Annotated in this window: 25 protein-coding genes; 11 read left to right on the top strand and 14 right to left on the bottom strand. The window is 72.1% G+C overall.

Annotated features, from left to right (window positions below; genetic code table 11):
• Positions 1-101: 101 nt before the first annotated feature.
• Positions 102-551, top strand: coding sequence for a universal stress protein (locus ACFYPN_RS29155; RefSeq protein ID WP_358758181.1), 450 nt, complete (start codon positions 102-104; stop codon positions 549-551).
• Positions 548-1,669 carry an adenylate/guanylate cyclase domain-containing protein gene (locus ACFYPN_RS29150; RefSeq protein WP_389302310.1) on the top strand — a complete coding sequence of 374 codons (1,122 nt, stop codon included), beginning with the start codon at positions 548-550 and terminating at the stop codon, positions 1,667-1,669. Before ACFYPN_RS29155 ends, ACFYPN_RS29150 begins: the two co-directional genes overlap by 4 nt.
• 40 nt (positions 1,670-1,709) lie before the next feature.
• On the opposite strand, the gene ACFYPN_RS29145 is transcribed toward ACFYPN_RS29150, so the two are convergent.
• The 3 genes from ACFYPN_RS29145 to ACFYPN_RS29135 all read right to left on the bottom strand — a co-directional run bounded on the left by ACFYPN_RS29145 (position 1,710) and on the right by ACFYPN_RS29135 (position 3,978).
• The gene (locus tag ACFYPN_RS29145; RefSeq protein ID WP_389302307.1) at positions 1,710-2,270 is read right to left on the bottom strand and encodes a GNAT family N-acetyltransferase; all 561 of its coding nucleotides are present in this window, start codon (positions 2,268-2,270) and stop codon (positions 1,710-1,712) included.
• Between the two features lie 81 nt (positions 2,271-2,351).
• Positions 2,352-3,467: an ADP-ribosylglycohydrolase family protein gene (locus ACFYPN_RS29140; RefSeq protein WP_389302305.1), complete on the bottom strand. Its 1,116-nt coding sequence runs from the start codon at positions 3,465-3,467 to the stop codon at positions 2,352-2,354.
• A 190-nt stretch (positions 3,468-3,657) separates the two neighbouring features.
• Positions 3,658-3,978 carry a hypothetical protein gene (locus ACFYPN_RS29135; RefSeq protein ID WP_389302304.1) on the bottom strand — a complete coding sequence of 107 codons (321 nt, stop codon included), beginning with the start codon at positions 3,976-3,978 and terminating at the stop codon, positions 3,658-3,660.
• A 141-nt stretch (positions 3,979-4,119) separates the two neighbouring features.
• Between ACFYPN_RS29135 and ACFYPN_RS29130 the strand changes: the two genes are divergently transcribed.
• The 4 genes from ACFYPN_RS29130 (at position 4,120) to ACFYPN_RS29115 (ending at position 6,051) form a co-directional block, all read left to right on the top strand.
• Entirely contained in the window at positions 4,120-4,944 is an 825-nt protein-coding gene (locus ACFYPN_RS29130) for a helix-turn-helix domain-containing protein (protein ID WP_389302301.1), read from the top strand.
• On the top strand, positions 4,941-5,144 hold the full coding sequence (locus ACFYPN_RS29125) for a DUF397 domain-containing protein (RefSeq protein WP_389302298.1): 204 nt from the start codon (positions 4,941-4,943) through the stop codon (positions 5,142-5,144). The genes ACFYPN_RS29130 and ACFYPN_RS29125 overlap by 4 nt, the downstream gene beginning before the upstream one ends.
• The gene (locus tag ACFYPN_RS29120) at positions 5,141-5,344 is read left to right on the top strand and encodes a DUF397 domain-containing protein (protein WP_389302295.1); all 204 of its coding nucleotides are present in this window, start codon (positions 5,141-5,143) and stop codon (positions 5,342-5,344) included. Before ACFYPN_RS29125 ends, ACFYPN_RS29120 begins: the two co-directional genes overlap by 4 nt.
• A 191-nt stretch (positions 5,345-5,535) precedes the next feature.
• Complete coding sequence (locus ACFYPN_RS29115) at positions 5,536-6,051, top strand: DinB family protein (RefSeq protein ID WP_389302293.1); 516 nt, start codon at positions 5,536-5,538, stop codon at positions 6,049-6,051.
• Between the two features lie 138 nt (positions 6,052-6,189).
• Here the strand turns inward: ACFYPN_RS29115 and ACFYPN_RS29110 are convergent, their stop codons facing one another.
• The 6 genes from ACFYPN_RS29110 to ACFYPN_RS29085 form a co-directional block, all read right to left on the bottom strand.
• Positions 6,190-6,582 (bottom strand): peptidase inhibitor family I36 protein, encoded by a 393-nt coding sequence (locus tag ACFYPN_RS29110; protein WP_389302290.1) that lies wholly within the window; start codon positions 6,580-6,582, stop codon positions 6,190-6,192.
• A gap of 198 nt (positions 6,583-6,780) precedes the next feature.
• Positions 6,781-7,134 (bottom strand): STAS domain-containing protein, encoded by a 354-nt coding sequence (locus ACFYPN_RS29105; protein ID WP_358758201.1) that lies wholly within the window; start codon positions 7,132-7,134, stop codon positions 6,781-6,783.
• Entirely contained in the window at positions 7,131-8,435 is a 1,305-nt protein-coding gene (locus ACFYPN_RS29100) for a PP2C family protein-serine/threonine phosphatase (RefSeq protein ID WP_389302393.1), read from the bottom strand. The genes ACFYPN_RS29105 and ACFYPN_RS29100 overlap by 4 nt, the downstream gene beginning before the upstream one ends.
• Positions 8,436-8,437: 2 nt before the next feature.
• Positions 8,438-9,238, bottom strand: a complete 801-nt coding sequence (locus ACFYPN_RS29095; protein ID WP_389302287.1) for an alpha/beta fold hydrolase — start codon at positions 9,236-9,238, stop codon at positions 8,438-8,440.
• 182 nt (positions 9,239-9,420) lie between these two features.
• On the bottom strand, positions 9,421-10,332 hold the full coding sequence (locus ACFYPN_RS29090) for a hypothetical protein (RefSeq protein ID WP_389302285.1): 912 nt from the start codon (positions 10,330-10,332) through the stop codon (positions 9,421-9,423).
• Between the two features lie 173 nt (positions 10,333-10,505).
• Complete coding sequence (locus ACFYPN_RS29085) at positions 10,506-11,630, bottom strand: alkene reductase (RefSeq protein WP_389302283.1); 1,125 nt, start codon at positions 11,628-11,630, stop codon at positions 10,506-10,508.
• Positions 11,631-11,703: 73 nt separating this feature from the next.
• Between ACFYPN_RS29085 and ACFYPN_RS29080 the strand changes: the two genes are divergently transcribed.
• Positions 11,704-12,096, top strand: a complete 393-nt coding sequence (locus tag ACFYPN_RS29080) for a MerR family transcriptional regulator (protein ID WP_389302280.1) — start codon at positions 11,704-11,706, stop codon at positions 12,094-12,096.
• Between the two features lie 68 nt (positions 12,097-12,164).
• Here ACFYPN_RS29080 and ACFYPN_RS29075 read toward each other — a convergent pair whose 3' ends face one another.
• Positions 12,165-13,058 carry a helix-turn-helix transcriptional regulator gene (locus ACFYPN_RS29075; protein ID WP_358758211.1) on the bottom strand — a complete coding sequence of 298 codons (894 nt, stop codon included), beginning with the start codon at positions 13,056-13,058 and terminating at the stop codon, positions 12,165-12,167.
• A gap of 113 nt (positions 13,059-13,171) precedes the next feature.
• Here ACFYPN_RS29075 and ACFYPN_RS29070 point away from each other — a divergent pair, with 113 nt between their 5' ends.
• Positions 13,172-14,680, top strand: a complete 1,509-nt coding sequence (locus tag ACFYPN_RS29070; RefSeq protein WP_389302278.1) for an MFS transporter — start codon at positions 13,172-13,174, stop codon at positions 14,678-14,680.
• 136 nt (positions 14,681-14,816) lie between these two features.
• A complete protein-coding gene (locus ACFYPN_RS29065; RefSeq protein WP_389302276.1) occupies positions 14,817-16,010 on the top strand; it encodes a PLP-dependent aminotransferase family protein in 1,194 nt (397 codons plus the stop codon).
• A 115-nt stretch (positions 16,011-16,125) separates the two neighbouring features.
• Here ACFYPN_RS29065 and ACFYPN_RS29060 read toward each other — a convergent pair whose 3' ends face one another.
• Positions 16,126-18,708, bottom strand: a complete 2,583-nt coding sequence (locus ACFYPN_RS29060; RefSeq protein ID WP_389302274.1) for a bifunctional FO biosynthesis protein CofGH — start codon at positions 18,706-18,708, stop codon at positions 16,126-16,128.
• A 139-nt stretch (positions 18,709-18,847) separates the two neighbouring features.
• Here ACFYPN_RS29060 and ACFYPN_RS29055 point away from each other — a divergent pair, with 139 nt between their 5' ends.
• Positions 18,848-19,624, top strand: coding sequence for an HAD family hydrolase (locus ACFYPN_RS29055; RefSeq protein ID WP_389302271.1), 777 nt, complete (start codon positions 18,848-18,850; stop codon positions 19,622-19,624).
• 78 nt (positions 19,625-19,702) lie between these two features.
• On the opposite strand, the gene ACFYPN_RS29050 is transcribed toward ACFYPN_RS29055, so the two are convergent.
• Positions 19,703-20,548, bottom strand: coding sequence for an LLM class F420-dependent oxidoreductase (locus tag ACFYPN_RS29050; protein ID WP_358758216.1), 846 nt, complete (start codon positions 20,546-20,548; stop codon positions 19,703-19,705).
• Positions 20,549-20,782: 234 nt separating this feature from the next.
• Between ACFYPN_RS29050 and ACFYPN_RS29045 the strand changes: the two genes are divergently transcribed.
• Entirely contained in the window at positions 20,783-21,229 is a 447-nt protein-coding gene (locus tag ACFYPN_RS29045; RefSeq protein WP_358758218.1) for a sel1 repeat family protein, read from the top strand.
• 25 nt (positions 21,230-21,254) lie between these two features.
• Here ACFYPN_RS29045 and ACFYPN_RS29040 read toward each other — a convergent pair whose 3' ends face one another.
• Together ACFYPN_RS29040 and ACFYPN_RS29035 are read right to left on the bottom strand one after the other, a co-directional pair.
• On the bottom strand, positions 21,255-21,551 hold the full coding sequence (locus ACFYPN_RS29040; RefSeq protein ID WP_358758220.1) for a metalloregulator ArsR/SmtB family transcription factor: 297 nt from the start codon (positions 21,549-21,551) through the stop codon (positions 21,255-21,257).
• 19 nt (positions 21,552-21,570) lie between these two features.
• A complete protein-coding gene (locus tag ACFYPN_RS29035; RefSeq protein WP_358758222.1) occupies positions 21,571-21,984 on the bottom strand; it encodes a hypothetical protein in 414 nt (137 codons plus the stop codon).
• Positions 21,985-22,122: the final 138 nt, after the last annotated feature.

Below are 22,122 nucleotides of genomic sequence, written 5' to 3'. Positions count from 1 at the left end.
GCGGCACGTCACCTGCACCGCGACCCCCCGCCCCTTGCCCGGGGACCTGCGCCCCCCTACCTTACTTTGCAGTAAGTTGACTTGCGAGTAAGGAGTTTGGCGTGGTCGCGTACCAGACGGTCATGGTCGGCACGGACGGTTCGGAGTCGTCGTTGGCGGCGGTCGAGAGGGCGGCGAGCCTCGCCGCCGCCTGCGAGGCCGAACTCGTCATCGCCTGTGCGTATCAACCCATGCGCGGGCACGAACTCGCCCAGGCGCAGGATGAGTTGGGTGCGGAGGCGTACCAAGTGGTGGGCTCGGCGCCCGCCGAGGCAACCCTGCGCGTGGCGACGGACCGGGCCCGGGCGCAGGGCGCGAAGAACGTGCGGACGATCGCGGTGGAGGACGAGCCGGTCGCCGCGCTGACCCGGATCGCCCGGGACACCTCGGCGGATCTGCTGGTCGTCGGCAACCGCGGTCTCCGCTCCCTCGCCGGGCGCATCCTCGGCTCCGTGCCGGCGGACATCGCCAGGAAGGCGCCTCTCGACGTGCTGATCGTGCACACCACATGAGCACGCCGGGGCCGGCGGAGGAGTGGTCCGACCCCCTCGGCATCGACGCGCTGGGGCAGGCCGTCGAGGAGGTGCTGCTCGGCGGCGGGCGTGTCTGGACGAGGCAGGAGATGGCCGAACGGTCCGGGGTGGGTTCCGAGCGCACCGAGTCGATCTGGCGCGCGCTCGGGTTCCCCATGGTCGAGAAGGACGCGCGGGTCTTCACCGAGGCCGACGTCGAGGCGCTCCGCGCGGGGGAACGGCTCATCGCGGCCGGGCTCATCACCGAGGAGAGCGAGATCATGATGGCCCGCGCCCTGGGCCACCACCTGTCCCGGCTCGCCGAGTGGGAGGTGCACACCCTCTGGTCCTGGATCAACCGCGAGTCGGCCTCCACCCTGGACGGGGGGACGTTGATGGCGCACGCCGCAGCGCTGCTGCCGGAGATGGAGCAGTTGCAGCAACACGTCTGGCGCCGGCACCTCGCGGCGTACGCCGAACGCGTCCTCGCCGAGGCGGACGAGGCCGCGCGCGCCCGGTCGGGCCGGCGGGCGGACGGGCTCGGTGACGAGACGGCCGACGGCGCGGCGGGCGGCCCGGTGCCGCCGTACGAGGGCGCCGACGTCCGCGACCGGGCGGTGGGCTTCACCGACATGGTCGGCTACACCCGGATGACCCGAGGCCTCGGCAACGCCGAACTCGTGCGCGTGCTCGACCTGTTCGAGAGCCTCACCGGTGACGTGGTCGCCGAGGGCCGGGGCCGGGTGGTGAAGACCATCGGGGACGAGGTGCTCTTCGTCTGCGAGTCGGCCTCCGAGGCGGCCGACATAGCCCTGGAGCTCACCGCCCGCGCCGAGGCGGAGCAGCGGCTGCCGCAGGTACGGACCGGGCTCGCCCACGGAGCCGTACTCAGCCGCTTCGGCGACGTCTACGGGGCGGCCGTGAACATCGCCGCCCGGCTCACCGCGGTGGCCCGACCCGACACCGTCCTCGTCAACACGGAGCTCGCCGGGGAGCTCTCGGGCATGCCCGCCTACGAACTCCGTTCGCTGAGGCCCGTATCGGTACGCGGGTACAGCAGGCTCCGTCCGGTCCTGCTGCGGCCGGCCCGGGCCTCCGGGCGGACACGGGGTGGCTGAACGGTCCACGCGCGGCCGGCCGGTCGCTCACCAGAAGGCGTCAGGCCCCCGCCGGCGCCTCGTCCCGTACCGCGAGGCGCCATCGGATGTCGACGCCCGTCTCGCCGGGCGCCACCGGTCGGTCCTGCGCCGAGACGCGGGCGAACTCGGTGAAGCCCAGGCGTCGGGCGACGGAGCCGCTCGCGACGTTGGCCTCGTCGTGGTGGATCTCGACGCGGTCGATGCCCGGCAGCCCGCGCGCCGCCTCCACGAGGGCAGCCGCCGCCATGGTGGCCAGCCCCTTCCCCGTCCACGCGTGGTGGAGCCAGTACCCGATCTCCAGGCCGCCAGGCCCGATCCGACGGTGCAGACCACAGCTACCGACCACCACGCCGTCCGAGACGATCGCGTAGTTGTACGCCTCCCCCGCGAGCCACTCCTTCTCGGCGAAGGCCAGAAAGCCTTCCCCCTGCGCCCGGTCGTGGGTCGCCGCGAAGGGCATCCAGGGAAGCAGGTGCTCGCGCGACTCGTTGATCGCCCGGTCCAGGGCCTCGATGTCGTCGGCGCGCCACCGGCGCAGTTCGACCCGCTCGTGGCGGTACGTGTCAGCTGGCTGTTCCATGGCCGGATGCTGACCCAACTGCGCTGATCCCGCAAGGCGATTACTAACCGGGGGCAGCCCTGCGCAAGTCCCCGGCCGTCCTCACACCCTCGGGTAGCGGGCCAGCCAGCCCGGCGCCGCGGCGGTGGCGTTGTGGAGGGCCGGGCCCTGCGTCATCTCCATCGCGAAGTCGTCGGCGAGTTCGAGGAGGGTGGCCCGGCCCTCGATCTCCGCGAGCCAGGACGGCGGCAGCGCCGTCTCCCCGTGCAACGCGCCCAGCAGAGCCCCACAGACCGCCGCGGTGGCCGAGGAGGGCCCCCCGTGGTTCACCGCAAGCCGGAGCCCGTGCCGTACGTCCTCGCCGACGAGCGCGCAGTACAGCCCCACGGCGAGCACCTCCTCCGCCGAGTCGTCCGCCCCCAGCGACTCGAGCAGCGCCGGCCCCGGAATGCCCTGTCGTACGGCTCCGAGGGCCCGGCGCACCGCCTCGGTGACGGGCTCGTGGCCCGGGCGTTCCGCCAGCAGCGCCAGCGCCCGCTGCACCGACCCGTCCAGGGTGTCCCGCCGGGCCAGCCCGTGGACCACCACCGCGAAGGCACCGGCGGCCAGTTGGGCGGTGGTGTGCCCGTGGCTCTGGGCCGCGCACTCGACCGCGAGCTGACACACCAACTGCGGCTCCCACCCGGCCAGCAGCCCGAAGGGCGCCGACCGGGTCAGGGCAGCGGAATCCCGGGCGTCCGGGTTCTTCGGCCGTTCCAGGGTGCCCATGGTGGTGTCCCCGAAGCCGTGCAGGCAGGACCGTGCGGGCGCGCGACGGGCGTACAGCCACTCCTCGCGGGCGAGCCAGCCGTCCCCCTCGCGCCGCTCGTCGGGCCCCCAGTCGCGCTGCGTCGCCGCCCACCGCAGATGGGCCCGGTACACGTCGGTCGGCGGATGCCAGGCCCCCGTGTCGCGCCGCACCTGCGCCCGAATCAGCCCGTCCACGGTGAACAGCGTCAGCTGGGTGACCGAGGTGACACCGCCCCGCCGCCCGTCCACCGGTACAAAGTCCGCGACCCCGCCGACCCCGTGGGCCTCCCGGATCTCCTCCAGCGTGAGCGGTGTGACGGCCGCCCCGAGCGCGTCCCCGAGCGCGGCGCCCAGCAGCGCTCCCCGTACCCGGCTGCGGAAGTCCTGCTGCTCCACACGGCCCCAGACAGCTGTGGTCCCGATGGTCATCCGGCCAGTCCCCTTACCGTCGGTACGGCTCCGCCAGCACTGTAATAGAACGGGAACGACTGATTCAGGGCCGGAACGGTATGTACGGAGTAGCTCCGGAGATCACTTTTGAACGGCATTCATCAGGGTTTTCCCGACAAAGAGGGCCGGGCACGCCTGGGGCCACGCGCACCTCACCGCCCGGGACCCCTCACCGCCGGGGCCCCGGGCTCACCCCGCCCACGATCCAGGCGAACGGAGGCCGCCCCTCCCGGCACTCCGCCACCCGCAACACGTCCCGCAACGACTCGGTGGCCGCCCTGAGCGCGAACCGTACGGCCACCTCCCCGGCCGACTCGTCGGCCAGCACCTCCCGCGCCCCCGCGAGCACGTCCTCCCCGCACGCGAGGAGATCGGCCTCCACCTCGTCGGCGAGGCGGGACATCCGGCTGTCGGGGTTGTCGGTGCTCAGGTAACAACGCTTGCCCTCGGGTGAGTTCCAGGGCATCAGGCGGAACTGGGAATCGGTCATGAGGTGTGCCTCGCAGACGCAGTGACTCGGGGTGACTTCCATCGGGTGATGCTCACCGTTCGTGACTCGATGATCACTGTCCCGGCCTACGCTCGGTAGCAGCACACGATTGCCCGCGCACAGGACAACGGGAGGACCACGATGACCGAACCGGCCGACGTGGACGAGGAGTCGGGCCGCGCCGCGCTCGGCCGGACGCTGCGCTACCTGCGCGAGAAGACCGGCAAGTCGCTGGGACAGCTCGCCGAGGAGACCCGCTACGACAAGAGCTACCTGTACCGGCTGGAGGTCGGCCAACGGCTGTCGAAGCTGGAGGTGATGCAGGACCTCGACCGGCACTACGAGAGCGGGGAACTGCTCCAGGGGTTGTGGAAGGTCGCCCGGAGGGAAGTGTTCAAGGACAAGTACAAGGAGTTCATGCGGCTGGAGAGCCGGGCTCGCATCATGTGGATGTTCCAGCTCGCCATTCCTGGGCTCTTTCAAACGGAGGGTTATGCCCGGGAGGTGTTGTCTGCGGCCCAGACTCCGGAAGGTAACGCCAACCTGGTGGAGGAACAGGTCGCAGCGCGCATCAGCCGTCAGGAGATCTTGCATCGGGTCCCATCGCCTCACATCCGACTGATCCTGGACGAGGTGGCGCTACGCCGACCGACTGCGGATGCAAACGTCTGGTGTGAGCAGTTGAGCCGCCTCATCGAGGTGGGCGAGTTGCCAGGTGTGGTCCTACAGGTTCTGCCGTTCTCGGCAGGAGTACATGGGCTGATGGACAGCCATCTTTGGCTGCTGTGGGAGCCCGAGGGAACCGCCGTTGCCTACGTCGAGGGCAATGGCGTAGGCGAGTTGATGGATGAGGCTGAGAAGGTGGCTGGCTACCGCCTGTCCTACGATCGGGTCCGAGATCTAGCGATGTCCCCGCCGGACTCAGCGACGTTCGTCCAGCGTGTCTTGAAGGAGCACCAATCATGACCGGTAACCCTGACCTCTCCAACGTCACGTGGCGCAAGTCGACCTTCAGCGACGGTGGCGGCACCAACTGCATCGAGGTCGCCGACAACGTCCCCGGCCTCGTCCCCGTCCGCGACAGCAAGAACCCCACCGGCCCCACGCTCGCCATCACCGCCCCCGCGTGGACGGCGTTCCTCGGCCAGTTCCAGAGGGCGGAATGACGGCCGCACTGCCCGACCTCAGTCGCGTTGCCTGGCGCAAGTCGACTTTCAGCGACGGCGGTGACACCAACTGCCTCGAAGTCTGTGACAACGTCCCCGGTCTTGTCCCCGTCCGCGACAGCAAGGACCCCACCGGCCCCGCGCTTCTCATCGCCGCCCCCGCCTGGGCAGCATTCATCGCCTTCGCCGCCAGGCACTGAACAGACCGGGTACGAAGCTGCCCGGGGCCGCGCGTCTCCGCGTACTGCCCCGGGCCAGGGCTCAGCCCGGAGTTGACCGGGGCGATGGGTGGAGGCGCCCCCGCCCGGGGCTGCTCGCATCTCACCCAAGCGCGTATCGCAGCCCCATAATCCGATTGCGCTTCACCACCACCCCGGTAGCGTGCCCCGTCATGACATCGGAACTGAAGCGTCCCCCACTCCAGGCGGACGAACGTACCGCGCTCGTCGGCTGGCTCGACCTTCAGCGGCAGATTCTGCGCTGGAAGTGCGAGGGGGTCAGCGACGAGGACGCGCGCCGGCCGGTCGTCCCGACCTCGCCGGCCATGACGATGGCCGGTCTCGTCTCCCACATGCGCTGGACCGAACACACCTGGTTGGAGGTGGCGTTCCTCGGCGGCGACACGAAGGAGAACCCGGCGTTCGACGAGTCGCGCGAGGACGCCGACTGGGTCACCGAGGGCCGTCCTCTCGCCGAGCTCCTCGCGGAGTACGAGGCCCAGTGCGCGCGCAGCAACGAGATCGTCGCCGCAGCCTCCCTGGACGACATCGGCCGGCACACCGGCTTCCACGCCGGCGGCGCGAACCTCCGCTGGATGCTGATCCACCTCATCGAGGAGACAGGGCGGCACGCGGGACACGCGGACATCGTCCGGGAGCTGCTCGACGGCACCAAGGGCTATTACTAGCACCAGCACGAACCGCACCCGGCCGGAACGGTGCGCCCCCCGCTTCTCCGACGCCCGCCATCCTCCGACGCCCGCCATCCCCCCTCGCACCGCAGGAGGATGGCGGGGTCGGTCAGTCCGTCGGCTCAGCCTGCCGGCTCAGCCCCCGCAGCCGTAGCCGGAGTGGGCCTCGATGCTGGTCACCGAGTTGTCGTAGAGCGCCCAGAGTTCCTGCTTGTTGCCCGGCTCGATGATCCAGTTGAGGCCGCGGAAGTCGGCGTCGGTCCAGATGCACACATTGAGGTTGCTGCGGTTCCACAGCGAGCCCGCCCGGTCGTTCCACGCCGCACCGATGTTGCGGTTGTCCACCGCGTCGAGCTGCAGGACGTCCCCGGTGAGGCTGGGGCCGTCGAAGAGGCAGACCTTGCCCTCCGAACAACGGGCCACGCCGCCGTCCTTGGGGTCGTCGGCCAGTGCGGTTCCCGGAGCCACCAGTACGGCGGTGGCTGCGAGGACTACCCCTAACGCTGCGGTCTTGACTGCCAGTTTCATGAAGGTCCCTTCCCGTTGTCGCCCGAGGGAACGCGGTCATGCTCGCCGCGTCCAGCCGTCGTCATGAGGAGGGCATCCGGTCGGGAGACGGTTCCCCCACGCAGGTCATGCACAGGGATGACGCTGATCACAGCCTCCGAGCACAACCTGCGGCCCGCGCCCGGCCGGCGGCCCGCGCACGGTCCCCGCGACCGGACCTCAGCCCGCGAGGGGATCGCGCCGAGCGGCCTCACCGGCGTCCGGGGCGAGGGCGAAGACCTGGTCCAGGCCCAGGATGCCCAGGATGCGGGCGGTGTTGGCGGGGACCTCGACCAGGGCGATGCGGGCGCCTTGCTCGACGGCCAGGATGCGGGCCGACAGCAGGGCGCTGATCCCGCTGGAGTCACAGAACTCCAGACCGGCCAGATCAAGGACCAGCTGTTGCCCTGCTGCGAGGCTGAGGCCCTCCAGGGCATCGCGCAGTTCCGGCGCGGTCGCGTAGTCGAGATCACCGATGATCCCCAGTACGGGGCCGGTGGCTGCGTCGCGGGTGGTGATCGTCAGCAGGCTCATGTCTGGTTCCCGCTCGCGAGGGTGTGGGACGGGGCGGGCACGCCGAGGGCGAGGAGCGCGGTGTCGTCGTCGAGACCGTCGCCGAAGGAGGCGAGCAGCCCGCCCAGGGCGGTGATCAGGGCCTTCGGGCCCTGTGCCGGCTGGTCGGCGGCGAAGGCGCGCAGGGCTTCGTCGCCGTAGAGCCGGCGGTCCGGTCCGATGCGGGCCTCGGTCAGGCCGTCGGTGTACAGCAGCAGGGTGTCGCCGGGGAGCAGCCGGGTGCGGGCGGCGGTGAACGATGCCTGGGGCATGACGCCGACGAGCATCCCGCCAGGGGTGTGGAGGTAGTCGGCGCTGGTGTCGGCGCGCACGATCAGGGCCGAGGGGTGGCCGCCGGAGGCCAGGTGCACGTCGACGTGGCCGTCGCGGGGTTCGAGGGTGCCGAATATGGCGGTGCAGAAGCGTCCCTCGCCGCTGGAGTACCGCTCGTGCAGCACCGTGTTCAACGTGGTGAGCACGGTGACGGGGTCGTCGTCGTGCAGGGCGGCGGCGCGCAGGGTGTAACGGGCCAGCGAGGTGACGGCGGCGGCCTGGGGGCCTTTGCCGCACACGTCGCCGAGGAAGAACGCCCACCGGTCGGAGCCCAGGGGGAAGAGGTCGTAGAAGTCTCCGCCCAGCAGGTCCGGGGAGGCCGTGTGGTAGTAGGAGCCGGCCTCCAGACCCGGGATCTCGGGCAGTTGGGAGGGCAACAGGCTCTGCTGGAGGACGGCGAACGCCTCCTGGAGCCTGGCGCGGTCCGCCTCGGCCCGCCGATGGGCTTCCTCGGCCTGCCGCCGGGCCTCCTCGGCCACCTGGCGACCGCGCAGCAGCTCCGTCTCGTAGGCGCGGCGGTCGCTGGCGTCGAAGACGGTGGTGCGGATCAGCAGCGGCTCGCCGCGCTCGCTGGTCTTCACCCTGGAGGTGACCAGCACCGGCATCCGCCGGCCGGCGGCGGCCTTGATGTCCATGGCGATGCCGCTGACCTCGCCCTTCATCTGGAGCAGCGGCGCGAAGTGCGTCTCGTGGTACAGCTTGCCGCCCACGGTCAGCAGGTCGGTGAAGCGCATCCGCCCCACCACCCGGGACCGCTCCAGGCCCAGCCACTCCAGGAGGGTGCTGTTGATCTTGGCGATGGTGCCGTCCATCAGCGTCGACAGGTAGCCGCACGGGGCCTGCTCGTAGAGCTCCTCGGCGCTGTCCTCCAGCAGCGAGGTGAAGACCGTGTTCGTGGTGGCGACGTCCTGCTCCTCGCCGGGCTCCGGGGACTGGTCGGTGCGGCACATCATCAGGCGGCCCCGACGAAGTCGACGATCGCTCCGGCCGTGGCTTCCGGCGCGCTCAGCTGCGGACAGTGCCCCGTCGCCTCCAGGGTGACCAGCACGCTGCCGGGGATCGCGTCGCGGACGTAGGCGCCGACCTCGCGGGGGGCGATCACGTCCTGCCGGCACTCCAGGATCAGTGTCGGCGTGGTGACCGTCTTGAGGTCCTTGCGGCTGTCGGAGAGGAACGTCGTACGGGCGAAGACGCGGGCCATCGCCGGGTCGGTCGCGCAGAACGAGGCGGTCAGTTCCTGGCCGAGTTCGGGCCGGTCGTCGTTGCCCATGATGACCGGGGCCATCGCCGCCGACCAGCCCAGATAGTTCGACTCCAGCGACTCCAGCAGCTCGTCGATGTCCTCCGCGCTGAACCCGCCGCGGTAGCCGTCCTCGTCGATGTAGCGGGGCGAGGGAGCGACCATCACCAGCCGGGAGATGCGCTCCGGTGCCTTCGCCGCCGCGAGCACGCCCACCATCGCGCTGACCGAGTGCCCCACGAAGGTCACCTTTCTCAGGTCCAGCTCCTCGAGCACCTCCAGCACGTCCTGGGCGTAGCCGTCCAGGGAGCTGTACCGCTGCTCGTCCCAGGCCGAGGGGATCGCCTGTCCCGCGCCCACGTAGTCGAAGAGCACGACGCGGTAGCTCTCCGCCAGCGCCGGCACGACCAGGCGCCACATGTTCTGGTCGCAGCCGAACCCGTGCGCCAGCAGAAGCACCGGCCCATCCGTACGGCCGGTGACGGTCACATTGTTCCTGCGGCGGATATCCATACCCGCCAGTCTCCCACCCCCGGTTTCTTACGAGCTTCCGAGCCCGGAGCCCCGGTGTCCCGCCGGTCCGCGCCTGCCTCGCCCCCGACCGGCCGGCGCGCGGGGCCGGCCGGCCCGGGGAGGGACGGCCGGCCCCGCGCAGCCGGCTGCGGAACCGGCCGCGGGACGGCGACGCGGGTCGGTCAGCCTCGGGCGAGGTGGACCGCGACCGTCTCGGCGGCCGACACGGACTGCTCGTAGTCCGGGTCGGTCGCCGTCGCACGGGCCTCGACTTCGACGTCACCGCGCTGGAAGGGCACGTCACCCGTCGGCACCGCCTTCGCGGACCAGGCGACCGGCGCCCCCGGCACGCAGTTCACCACGGTGGCGTACGAGCCGCGGATGAGCTGCCGCTTCTTCACCTGGGTGACGTCCCCCGAGACGTCGACCCGCACGGGCTTGTTGCAGCTGACCGTACCGCCCAGCGTGGCCTTGCCGTTCAGAGTGCTCGCGGTGCCGTCCAGGGACACGGCGAGACCGAGGTCGAGAGCGGCGGGAGGGGCCGGTTTGTCGATGTGGACCTCGCCGCGGGCGGCGGCGATGTCCCCTTCGCAGTGCTGCTCGAAGGTCGCGTCGAGCGTCTTGACGTAGCCCAGGGGGCCGAACTCCACGTCCTCGATGGTGAAGGTGCCGGTGAGCGTGTTGCAGCCCCGGCCGTTCCCGTAGAGCGACAGCCCCGGATCGGACGGCTCCTGGAACGGGTCGCGGGTCGCCCCCGTGTAGGTCCCCGGGGCGAGGGTGGTGCCCGAGGGTGCGGCGAGGTTCAGGTACCACCAGTCACCGTTGGCGCCGTCGACGGAGAGCGACACCCCACTGTTGTCCGCGTTCGCGGAGACGTCCAGGTGGTCGTCCGAGGCGGTGTCGTAGGCGTAGGACTGCCCCTGACTGATGTAGTCGCCCTCGTCGCCGCTGAAGCCGAAGGTGCCCGCAGCCGCCGGTGCGGCGTGCGCCTGCACGACCGGCAGAAGGCCGGTCGAGCCGGTTGCCAGGGCCGCAGCGAGCGCGACGACGCTCGCGGTACGGGACAGAGATCCTCTTAACAGGCGCAGTTGCATGTGATTCCCCCAAGGGTTCGGATGGTCACCGGGTGGTCGACCCAGCGACGAGGGGTGAGTCTTACAGACGTCACCAAGGTCATCAACTGAGTTACCACATACACCAGTTGCCCCTTCATTCGACTTCTGCACCAGGAGTTCCGACGCGGACGCCCCGCCCTGCTCCCCGCGGTTCAGCCGGCAACCGGCGACTCCGGCAGAGCCGGGTAGTCCGTGTAGCCGGTCGCCCCGCCGACGTACATCAGGTACGCGTCCCGTACCTGGTTGACCGGGGCTGCCGTACGCAGGCGGTGGACGAGGTCGGGGTTGGCGAGGAACGGGCGGCCGAGGGCGATGAGGTCGGCTCCGGCGGCGAGCAGGTGTTCGCTCGCGGCGAGGCCGCCGTCCTCGGGGATGCGGTCCTTCGGGAGCACGGGGTTGGCGATCAGGGTGCCGGGCCACTCCTCGCGGATGCGCCGGAAGACGGGCCGGCCGGGGTCGGCGTACCCGATGTGGAGGTAGGCGATCCCGCTGCCCGCCAGAGCGGCGAGGAGCGCGGGGTAGATCTCCTCGGTGTCACCCTCCTCGATGCTGTTGACCGTGTTGCCGGGAGAGACGCGGAGCCCGACCCGTTCGGGGCCGATCGCCTCGGCGACGGCCCGTACCACCTCGGCGGCGAACCGGACGCGGTGCTCGACCGGGCCGCCGTAGGCGTCGGTGCGGCGGTTGGTGTTCCGGGAGAGGAACTGGTGGAGCAGGTGCCCGTTGGCGCTGTGGACCTCCACCCCCTCGAAGCCCGCCTCGATCGCGCGGCGGGCGGCCGAGGCGAAGTCGGCGATGTGCTCCTCGATGTCGTCCGGGCTCATCTCGCGCGGTACGGGCGCCCGTTGCTTCCCGGTGGGCGTGTGGAGGGTTTCGGGGAGCGCCACCGGCGAGGGGGCGACCGGGGTCAGACCGCTGGTGTCGGGGTGGCCGACGCGTCCGCCGTGCTGGAGCTGGAGGAACATCCGTCCGCCCGCCGCGCGCACCGCGTCGGTGACCAGGCGCCATCCGGCGACGTGGGCCGGGCGGTGGATGGCGGTGATGTGGGGGTAGGTCTGCCCGACCGCGTTCGGGGTGGACGCCTCGGCGATGATCAGGCCGGCCGTGGCGCGCTGGGCGTAGTAGGTGGCCATGAGCGGGGTGGGTACGCCGTCGGCGGTGGCGCGGTTGCGGGTCAGCGGGGCCATCACGAGACGGTTCGGGAGGCGGAGCGGGCCGAGCGCGGCGGGATCGAAGACCGACGCCTTCGCGGCAGTGGGGACCGGTGTGTTCGTCATGCCGGGAGGGTAGGAAGTGACACCGGTGTCAGGTTCAAGCCCGGGTTCCGGGTCGACGGGACGGACGGAAACCATGCGGATCGGCGAACTGGCCCGGCGTACGGGAGTGAGCGAGCGTTCCCTGCGCTACTACGAGCAGCAGGGCCTGCTGGCCTCGGACCGTACGCCCGGCGGGCACCGTGAGTACCCGGAAGGCGCGGTCGACCGGGTCATCCGCATCCAGGAGTTCTACGCGGCCGGGCTGAGCAGCTCGAAGATCTACGAACTCCTGCCCTGCGTACGGGACTCGGACGGCGGGCCGTCCGCCGTCGCCACGCCCCGGCTGGTCAGCGACCTCGGCGCGGAACGCGACCGGATCGACCGGATGATCGGTGACCTGCTCCGTTCCCGTGAGGTGTTGGACGAGGTGATCGCCACGGCGAAGGAACAGTCGCCGCCGCCGGCCGCCGGGGACGCCGTCGCGTGACTCCGGCGCCTGACTCCGGTGCGACGGGTCGGCCTGCCGCCCCACGCGGGACCGTCACACGCCCGCCCTCACGCCCCGGCGGCCGAACCGTCGGCGTCGAGGCTGCCGCCCGCGGTCCACGCCGGTGCGGCGCCGACCAGCGAGTCGAGGCGTTCCAGGCGCTGGGCGGTGGCGGCGTCGTCCGGCGTCATGACGATGATCCGCTCGCCCCGCGTCCGGTCCAGCCACAGACTCTGGAACTGCACGTCGAGGGCGCCGACGCGCGGTGACTGGTAGTGGCGCAACTGGTTGCGGTCGCCCCGGACTTCGTACGACTCCCAGTGCCGTACGAAGTCCGGCGACTCCTGGCGGAGCCGGGTGATCAGCCTGTTCCAGCGGGGGTCGTCACGGTGTTCCGGCTGGCGGGCGCGGAGCCGCGCGGTCATCTCGCGGAGGACGGTGTCCTCGTCGACCAGGCTGTTGCGCCAGCTCGGTTCGGTGAACATCAGCCAGGCGCAGTTGCGTTCCTCGACCGGGTACGCGTCCAGGTCGGCGAAGAGGTACCGGTAGGTGCGGTTGGCCGCGACGAGGTCGTAGCAGTCGGTCTGCACGGCGGCCGGGTAGGGCAGCAGTTTGGCCAGGAGGGCGGTGTGCTCGGGGCGCAGGAACATGGGCGGTCCCGGTTCGGGGACCGTGCCGCGGCCCGCGAGCATCATCAGGTGCAGGTGCTCGGCGTCGTCCAGGCGCAGGACGCGCGCCACCGCGTCCAGCACCTGGTCGGAGGCGTTCTTGGCCCGCCCCTGTTCGAGCCACGTGTACCAGGTGACCCCGACACCGGCGAGCTGCGCCACCTCCTCGCGCCGCAGCCCGGGAGTGCGGCGCCGGCCGCCCGCCGGCAGGCCCACGTCGCCGGGGGTGACGCGGGCGCGGCGGGCGCGCAGGAACGCGCCGAGGGCGCTGCGGTCGGGCGTCGAAGAGGTCACCGCCCCAGTGTCGCGCCTCGGTGGTGTGCGGGGGCCGGTGCATCCAGGTAGTACTGGTACCCCTATGAGCAGGCTCCTGGTACCAGGATGAGGGGGCGCGCAGAGTCATGGTCATGACCGTGACGACCGTTCCCGCCGCGCACACCGCACCGACCGTTCCCGCACCGCACGCCGCCCCGACCGTTCCCGCCGCGCACGCGGTGGCGCCACCCCCGGCGCGCGCCCTCACTGGCACCGGCCTCGCCGCCCTGCTCGTCGCCTTCCTGCCCGTGAACATGACGTTCGGTTCGGTCAACCTGCTCGAACCCGCGATCACCGCGGACCTCGGCGTGACCGTGTCGGGCGGGCAGCTCGTCCTGTCCGCGTACACCACGGCGTTCGCCGCGACCCTCGTCGTCGCGGGGCGGCTGGGCGACCGGTTCGGGCGGCGCCGGCTGCTCTCGGCCGGTGTCGCCGCGTTCGGCATGGCCTCCGCGCTCGCCGCACTCGCGCCGAACCTGGTCACCCTGGTCGTGCTGCGCGCCGTCCTGGGCGTGGCCGCCGGCCTGTTCACCCCGCAGGTCCTCTCCACCATCCAGTCCACCGCGCCGGAGAAGCTGCGGTCGCTGGGTGTCACGCTCTTCGCCGCCGTCGGGGGGATCGCGACCGTGGCGGGGCAACTCCTCGCGGGCGGCGTGTCCCAGGCAGCCGGGGACCACTGGGGCTGGCGGCTGGTCCAGGTATTCACCGGGGCGATCGGTGCGGTCGCCCTGCTCGCCCTGCGGACCGTGCCCGAGTCGCGCTCGACGGCGCCGCTCGCGCTCGATCTGCGCGGGGCCGCGCTCCTCGGTACGGGACTGCTCCTCGTCGTGGTGCCCCTGACGCTCGGGACCTCCGCGGGCGGCCCCGCCCCGGTGCTCGCGATGCTGGCCACGGGCGGAGTACTGCTCGCCGCCTTCGCCCGCTCGCAGCGCGCCGCCGAACGCCGCGGTGAACTGCCCGTCGTACCGCCGAGCGTGCTGCGCACCCCGGCCGTGCGGCAGGGCCTGATCATGACGCTGCTCTTCTTCACCGGTTACGGCGCGTTCCTGTACGAGTTCTCGGCGCTCGCCCAGGGCGCGTTCGGCGTGGACGCCTGGGGCACCGTCGTGCTGCTGCTCGGATTCGGCGCGGCGTTCGTCGTCACCGCCCTCGCCCTGCCGGCCGTCGAACGCCGCACCGGACGCTGGACGATGACGGGCGCGGCCATCGGACAGGCCGCCGTGCTCCTGCTCCTCGTCCTCACCGTGCACGGCAGCCACGGCCACACCCCGTGGGCGCTGCAACCGCTCCTGATCGTGCTCGGCGTCACCCAGGCCCTGATGTACGGGCCGGTCCTCCGCACGGTCCTCTCCCGCACCCCGACCTGGGCGGCGGGTGTCGCCGGTGGCCTCTTCACCACGTTGCAGCAACTCGGCCTCGGTCTGGGCGTGGCGCTCCTCGGCGGCCTCTTCCACGCCGTGGCCGACGCGGCGGCGGACGGCCCCGCCGCCGCCCTGCCCCGCGGCTTCGCCGTCGCCGTGACCGCGCAGGCCGTCCTGGCCCTGGCCTTCGCCTTCCTCGCGTCCCGCATCGCACGGGCCGGGTCGCCGGACACGGTCTGAGCAGTGCCCCGGCCCCAGTCCGTCGGCACCCCGTTCCCGATCGTTCAGCCGTCAACACCGCTGCTCCACGGCCGCCTTCCGGTTCACGCTCCACAACGCCTGTCGGAAAAGGGCAGGTTGTTCGTAAGCTGCGCTCATGACGACCCGATCCGCCACCCCCGCCCTCGCCGCCCGTGCCGCCTCGGTCGGCGCCTCGCCCGTACGCGAGATCCTCGCGCTGACCTCGCGGCCCGAGGTGATCTCGTTCGCGGGCGGGCTCCCGGCGCCGGAGCTGTTCGACACCGGCGAGATCCGGGCCGCGTACGACCATGTGCTGGCCGAGGACGCGGCCCGGGTGCTCCAGTACTCGGTGACCGAGGGCGATCCGGGGCTGCGGTCGGCCGTCGCCGCCCGGTACTCCGCGCGGGGGCTGGCGACCCGGGCGGAGGACCTGATGATCACCACCGGGTCGCAGCAGGCGCTGACGCTCCTCGCGACGGCTCTGCTGGAGCCCGGGGACACCGTGCTCGTCGAAGACCCCACCTACCTCGCGGCGTTGCAGTGCTTCGCCTTCGCGGGGGCGCGGGTGGTGCCGGTACCGTGCGACGACGACGGCCTTGACCCGGTCGCGCTCGCCGAGCTCGTGGAGCGGGAACGGCCCAAGCTGCTCTACACGATCCCCACGTTCCAGAACCCGACCGGGCGCACCCTCCCGCTCGCCCGCCGTCAGGCCATCGCCGAGGTGGCCGAGCGGCTCGGGCTGTGGATCGTGGAGGACGACCCGTACGGCGAGCTGCGCTACGAGGGCGCGCACGTGCCGTGGTTCTCCTCGCTGGACGCCGCCGCCGACCGTACGGTCCTGCTGGGCAGCTTCTCGAAGGTGATGGCCCCCGGGATGCGGCTCGGCCACCTCCGCGCGCCCGCCGCGCTGCTCCGGGCCTGTGCGATCGTCAAGCAGGCCGCCGACCTGCACTGTTCCGCCGTCGACCAGGCGGCGGCGGCCCGCTACCTGGCCGTCTCCGACCTCGACGCCCATGTGGCCAGGGTCCGGACCGCCTACCGCGAGCGCCGGGACGCCCTGCTCGACGGCCTGGCGGCCGCACTGCCGCCCGGCAGCACCTGGAACCGGCCGGACGGCGGGATGTTCGTCTGGGTCCGGCTGCCCGACGGCCACGACGCGACCGCGCTGCTGCCGAAGGCGATCGCCCACGAGGTGGCGTACGTGCCGGGGGCGCCGTTCTACGCGGGCACACCGGAACCGGCGACGCTGCGGATGTCCTTCACCACCCACACCCCCGACGAGATCCGCGAGGGGCTGCTGCGGCTGGGCAAGGCGCTGGGCCGCGACTGACCGCGCACCCGTACCCCCGGCCCCCGCACGCGCCGCCCCCGTACCACGCGCGAGCGGGCGGTACGGGGGCGGCGGGGCATGAGGGCGGCGCGGGGGTGCGGGGCGGCGCGTCGGCTCAGGCAGGCAGTACCGGCAGCAGCTCCGGGAGGTGTCCGTCCGAGGCGGTCGCCGCCGCGACGCGCTCGGCGGGGACCTCTCCGTACAGGGTGGTACGCGGCTTCGCCGGGCGGCCGGCCAGTTCGGCGATGGCCACCAGATCCTGGATGGAGCGGTACGAGCCGTAACTCGACCCTGCCATGCGGGAGATGGTCTCCTCCATCAGCGTGCCGCCGAGGTCGTTGGCGCCCGAACGGAGCATCTCGGCGGCGCCCTCGGCGCCGAGCTTCACCCAGCTGGTCTGGATGTTGGTGATGTGCGGGTGGAGCAGCAGCCTGGCCATGGCGGTGACCGCGCGGTTGTCGCGGTCGGTGGGGCCGGGGCGGGCGATGCCCGCGAGGTAGACCGGGGCGTTGGTGTGGATGAACGGGAGGGTCACGAACTCGGTGAACCCGCCTGTCTCCTGCTGGAGTCGGGCCAGGGTGCGCAGGTGGCCGAGCCAGTGGCGGGGCTGGTCCACATGCCCGTACATCATGGTGGACGAGGAGCGCAGTCCCACCTCGTGGGCGGTCTTCACGACCTCCAGCCAAGTGGCGGTGGGGAGTTTGCCCTTGGTGAGGACCCAGCGGACCTCGTCGTCCAGGATCTCCGCCGCCGTGCCGGGGATCGAGTCGAGTCCGGCCTCCTTGGCGGTGATCAGCCAGTCGCGGATCGAAAGCCCGGTGCGGGTGACCCCGTTGACGACCTCCATCGGGGAGAAGGCGTGCACGTGCATGCCGGGGACGCGTTCCTTCACGGCCCGCGCGATGTCGAAGTAGGCGGTGCCGGGCAGGTCGGGGTGGATGCCGCCCTGCATGCAGACCTCCACCGCGCCCACGTCCCACGCCTGGGCGGCCCGGTCGGCGACCTGGTCGAGGGAGAGGGTGTACGCGTCGGCGTCGGTGCGGCGCTGCGCGAAGGCGCAGAAACGGCAGCCGGTGTAGCAGACGTTGGTGAAGTTGATGTTCCGGGTGACGACGTAGGTGACCTCGTCGCCGACCGTGTCGCGGCGCAGGGTGTCCGCGATCCGGCAGAGTTCGTCCAGCGCCGGGCCCTCCGCGTGGAGCAGGGCGAGTGCCTGGGCGTCGGTGAGCTTCGTCGGGTCGTCGGCGGCCCGGCTCAGCGCCTCGCGTACGTCCGTGTCGATCCGGGAGGGGATCATGCCGGGGGCGGCGGCCTCGCGGAGCGCCTCCCAGTCCCCGTACACCTCGTCGAAGTCCTCGCGGCGGTCCCCGGTGCGGCCCTCGGTGTCGATGGTGCGGTGCAGGTCGGTACGGCCGGTGGCACCGAACTCCTCGTCCGGTTCCTGCCAGGGGAGGCCGACCGGGACGGCTCCCTCCTTCGCCATGCCGGTCTCCGGGTCGGCGAGCGCCCGGACGTGCGGGAGCAGCCGGGGATCGAGCCACGGTTCGCCGCGCTGGATGAACTCCGGGTAGATGGTGAGGCGTTCACGCAACAAGAAGCCGGACTCGGCGGTACGGGCGGCGAGTTCGTCGATGTGCGGCCAGGGGCGCTCGGGGTTCACGTGGTCGGGGGTGAGGGGGGAGACCCCGCCCCAGTCGTCGATGCCCGCGCCGACGATCAGCGCGTACTCGGAGTCCACCAGGTTCGGCGGGGCCTGGATGCGGGCGGACGGACCGAGGATGTGCCGGGCCACCGCGATCGTCGCGGCCAGCTCCTCCAGTTCCGCGTCGGGCATCGCGCGCATCGCGGTGTCCGGCTTGGCGCGGAAGTTCTGGATGATGACTTCCTGGATGCCGTGGTAGGCGCGGGCGGTGCGGCGGATCTCGAAGAGGGAGTCGGCGCGCTCCTCGTAGTTCTCGCCGATGCCGATCAGGATGCCGGTCGTGAAGGGGACGTTGGAGCGGCCGGCGTCTTCCAGGACGCGCAGCCGGACGGCCGGTTCCTTGTCCGGGGAGCCGTGGTGCGGACCGCCCTTCTCCGACCAGAGGCGGGTCGCGGTGGTCTCCAGCATCATCCCCATCGAGGGGGCGACCGGCTTGAGCCGCTGGAGGTCGGTCCAGCCGAGCACCCCGGGGTTGAGGTGCGGGAGCAGGCCGGTCTCCTCCAGGACCCGGATCGCCATGGCGCGTACGTACGCCAGGGTGTCGTCGTACCCCTCCGCCTCCAGCCACTCCCGTGCCTCGGGCCAGCGGTCCTCGGGGCGGTCACCGAGGGTGAAGAGCGCCTCCTTGCAGCCGAGGGCCGCTCCCTGGCGGGCGATGTCGAGGACCTCGTCGGGCGAGAGGAACATCCCGTGGCCCTCGCGGCGGAGCTTGCCGGGGACGGTGACGAAGGTGCAGTAGTGGCAGATGTCGCGGCAGAGACGGGTGAGCGGAATGAACACCTTGCGGGAGTACGTGATGACACCCGGCCGGCCCGCCGCCGCCAGGCCCGCGTCACGCACCCGGGCAGCGGACGCGGCGAGGTCCGTCAGATCGTCACCGCGCGCCTGGAGGAGCACGGCGGCCTCGGTCGCGTCGAGGGCCACACCGTCGCGTGCCCGTCTGAGTGCGCGCCGCATGGCGTTGGTCGTGGGACGTCCGCTCTGAGGATCGGTCATGGATCGAGCATACGAGCGGGACCGGAGCCCCGGGGCGGCCGGTTCCTCTCGGCTCCGCACCCCCGTACGGCCCGCGCCGCGCGTCCGGGCGCGGATGGTCACGGTGCGACGGGGTCCGCCCCGTAGGGTCGGGACGGTGATGGAAACGATCGTGTTCGACATCGGTGAGACCCTCGTTCGCGACGACAGCCACTGGGCGTCCTGGGCCGATTGGCTGGGTGTGCCCGTGCACACGGTGAGCGCTCTGGTCGGCGCGGCCGTCGTCGGGGGCGGCAGCGCCACGGACGCGCTCGCGCTGCTCCGTCCCGGCATGGACGTGGCGGAGGCGGAGCTGGCCCGCGAGGCGGCGGGGCGCGGCGAGCACCTGGGCGAGCGGGACCTCTACCCGGACGTACGCCCGGCGCTCGCCGGACTCCGCGCCCTCGGGCTGCGCGTGGTGGTGGCGGGAGACGGAGCGGCGCGCGCCACCGAGCAGTTGCGGGCCCTGGACCTCCCGGCCGACCTCGTCGTCACCACGGCCCGGTGGGGCGTGGCCAAGCCGGACCCGGGGTTCTTCGTGCGGGTGCTGGAGGCGTCGGACGCCGACCCGAGCACCACGGTGTACGTCGGCGACCACCCGGCCGAGGACCTCTTCCCCGCGAAGGCCGCCGGCCTGCGGACCGCGCACCTGCGGCGCGGCCCGTTCGGGCACTGGTGGGCGGATCACCCGGACGTGGTGGAGTCGGCCGACTGGCGGGTGGACGCCCTGACCGAGCTGGCCGGGCTGCCGGGGCTGGTACGGGAGCGGGACGCCGGGTACCCCGAGGCCGCGGGGGACGCCGACACCGCCGAAGGCGAGGGCCCTGCGGGGGACCCGGACGCACGACCGGAACGAGCCGGGGCGCCGACGCTCCGGGCGCTGCGCTCGGTGCGGTAGGCGACGGGGGCGGAGGGGGCGGGGCGGCCCGGCGGGCGGCCCGGCGGTGGGCCGGGCGCCGCCCCCGGGCACGTACCGTCAGAGGAACGCGGCGTACGCGTCCAGCGCCCGCAGCACCGCCGGCTCACCGGCCGACGGCAGTTGCGCCACGACCTCCTCTATGCCCAGCTCCGCGAAGTGCGCCAGCTTGCCCGGCGTGGGCACGATCGCGTACGGCACCACCTCGAGGTGCGCCGGGTCGCGTCCCGCCTCCTCCCAGGCCGTACGCAGCTTCGGCACGGCCTCCGTGAGCCCGCTCCCGCCGATCGGCAGCCACCCGTCCGCGTACCGCGCGATGTACGCGAAGAGCTTCGGCCCGGCCGCGCCGCCGATGAGCGTACGAGGACCGACGACGGGTCCCCGTGCCTCACGCACCGGCTTCGGGTAGGCGATGCTGGCGCTCACCGACCCGAACTCACCCTCGTACGAGGTCGGTTCGTCCGACCAGAGCGCCCGCATCAGGGCCAGCCGGTCACGGCCCCGGGCGCGCCGGGTCTTCCACTCCACGCCGTGATCGGCGGCCTCCTCCACGTTCCAGCCGAAGCCGACGCCCAGGGTGAACCGGCCGTCGGAGAGGTGGTCGAGCGTGGCGACCTGCTTCGCCAGGTCGATCGGGTCGTGCTGCGCGACCAGCGTGATCCCGGTACCCAGGGCGAGACGCTCGGTCACCGCCGCCGCCTGCCCCAGCGCGACGAACGGGTCCAGCGTCCTGCCGTACTCGGGCGGCAGGTCGCCGCCCGCCGGGTACGGGGTGTCCCGGCTCACCGGGATGTGGGTGTGCTCGGGCAGATAAAGCCCGGCGAAGCCGCGCTGCTCCAGCTCGCGGGCGAGTGCGACGGGAGTGACCGTCTGGTCGGTCAGGAAGATGATGGTGGCGATCCGCATACGGGGAACCTCCGTCGTGGTCCGTGCGGTGAGTCCGGTGGTGGCGGTCGGTGCTGGTCGGCGCTGTTCGGTGCGCGCCGCCCGGCCTCCGTCGAAGTGCCGCGCCCCACGGTAGGGCGCGGCGGGAGCGACGGCACGGGGCCCGCACCCACCGATTCCGTACCCGCCCAGGGATAACGGGGCCGTCCACCGGGAAGAGAGCCGGTGGGCTGTGCGCAACCCGGGGGGGTACGAATGGCATTCCTGCTCTTTGTCGTGGCGGCGATCCTGAGTGTGCTCGGGATGGCGACCGACAACGACACGCTTTTCGACGTCAGTTGGCTGGCCTGGCTGCTCGGACTGCTGCTGGCACTCTGCATCTGGCGGCAGCACCGGAAGTACGGCACCCCGGAGCGGCTCGCCGCCGCGGCCGAGGGCGGCGATCTGCGGGCCCTGCGGTCGATGGCGCTCCTCGCGAAGATCGGGGGAGACCCCGACGAGGCGGAGCGCCTCTTCCGGGTGGGAGTGGAGCGGAAGGACCCCCAGTCGATGTGGGAGATGGGCCGCCTCGTCGAGGACCGCGACGGGCTCGCCGCGTCGGAGCCCTGGTTCCGGATGGCGGCCGAGCACGGCCACGTGTTCGCCAAGCGCTTCTTCCGGCCGGGGCACGCCCTCAACATCAACGGCGACAACCCGCTGTAAGAGCGGCACCCCCACGGGCGCGGGCTCATCCCTCGCCGTCGCCCAGTACCGCGTCCAGGAGCCCGGGGAAGCGGGCGTCGAGGGCGTCACGCCGCAGTGTCATCAGTCGCGCTTTACCGGCCCGCCGGGTCTGGGTGATACCTGCCTCGCGCAGAACACGCCAGTGGTTGGAGAGCGTGGAGGGTGGCACGTCCAGGCCCGCCGGAGTGCACACGCTCTCTCCGCCCTCAGCCATCCGCCGGACCAGGAAGAGCCGGACCGGATCGCCCAGCGCGCGCAGGACCGTGGCCAATTCCACCTCATCTATGCCGAGTTGCCTCATCCGTCCCCCTTGCCCGCACCTACGGCGCATCCCTGGTATGCAGATCAATTCCATATTTCGGGAAAGTCGAAACGACCTGGGAGACGCCGCACCGATGCTCACCACCTTCGCCCGGGTGTACGTCGACGATCTGGATACCGCGCTGCCCACGTTCACCGAACTCACCGGAGAGCAACCGGGGCTGCGCTTCACCTACCGTGATCTGGAACTCGCGACCGTGGGCGGATTTCTGCTTCTCGCGGGCACCGACGACGCCCTCGCCCCCTACCGCGGCACCCACGCCACCGCGATCGTCGGGTCCCTCACCGAGGTCCTGCGCCTGGCCGGACAGCACGGGGGAGAGGTTCTCGACGGCCCCAACGACGTGCCCACGGGCCGCAACCTGACCGTACGGCACCCCGGTGGCGCGACGATCGAGTACGTGGAGTTCCACACCCCCCCGTATGACCCGTCCGCACGGAAGGGCCCGCCACCCGTGGGACGCCCGTGGGGCGCGGTCACGATGGCGCCCGACGAGCACACACGGTCGCGAAGACGCGACTCGGTGCAGGCCCCTCCCCCGCAGCCTCCG

Origin of the sequence: Streptomyces sp. NPDC005576 (assembly GCF_042871745.1) — a bacterium.
In the GTDB taxonomy this organism is placed as follows: Bacteria; Actinomycetota; Actinomycetes; order Streptomycetales; family Streptomycetaceae; genus Streptomyces.
This window is presented reverse-complemented; position numbering and strand designations above follow the sequence as displayed.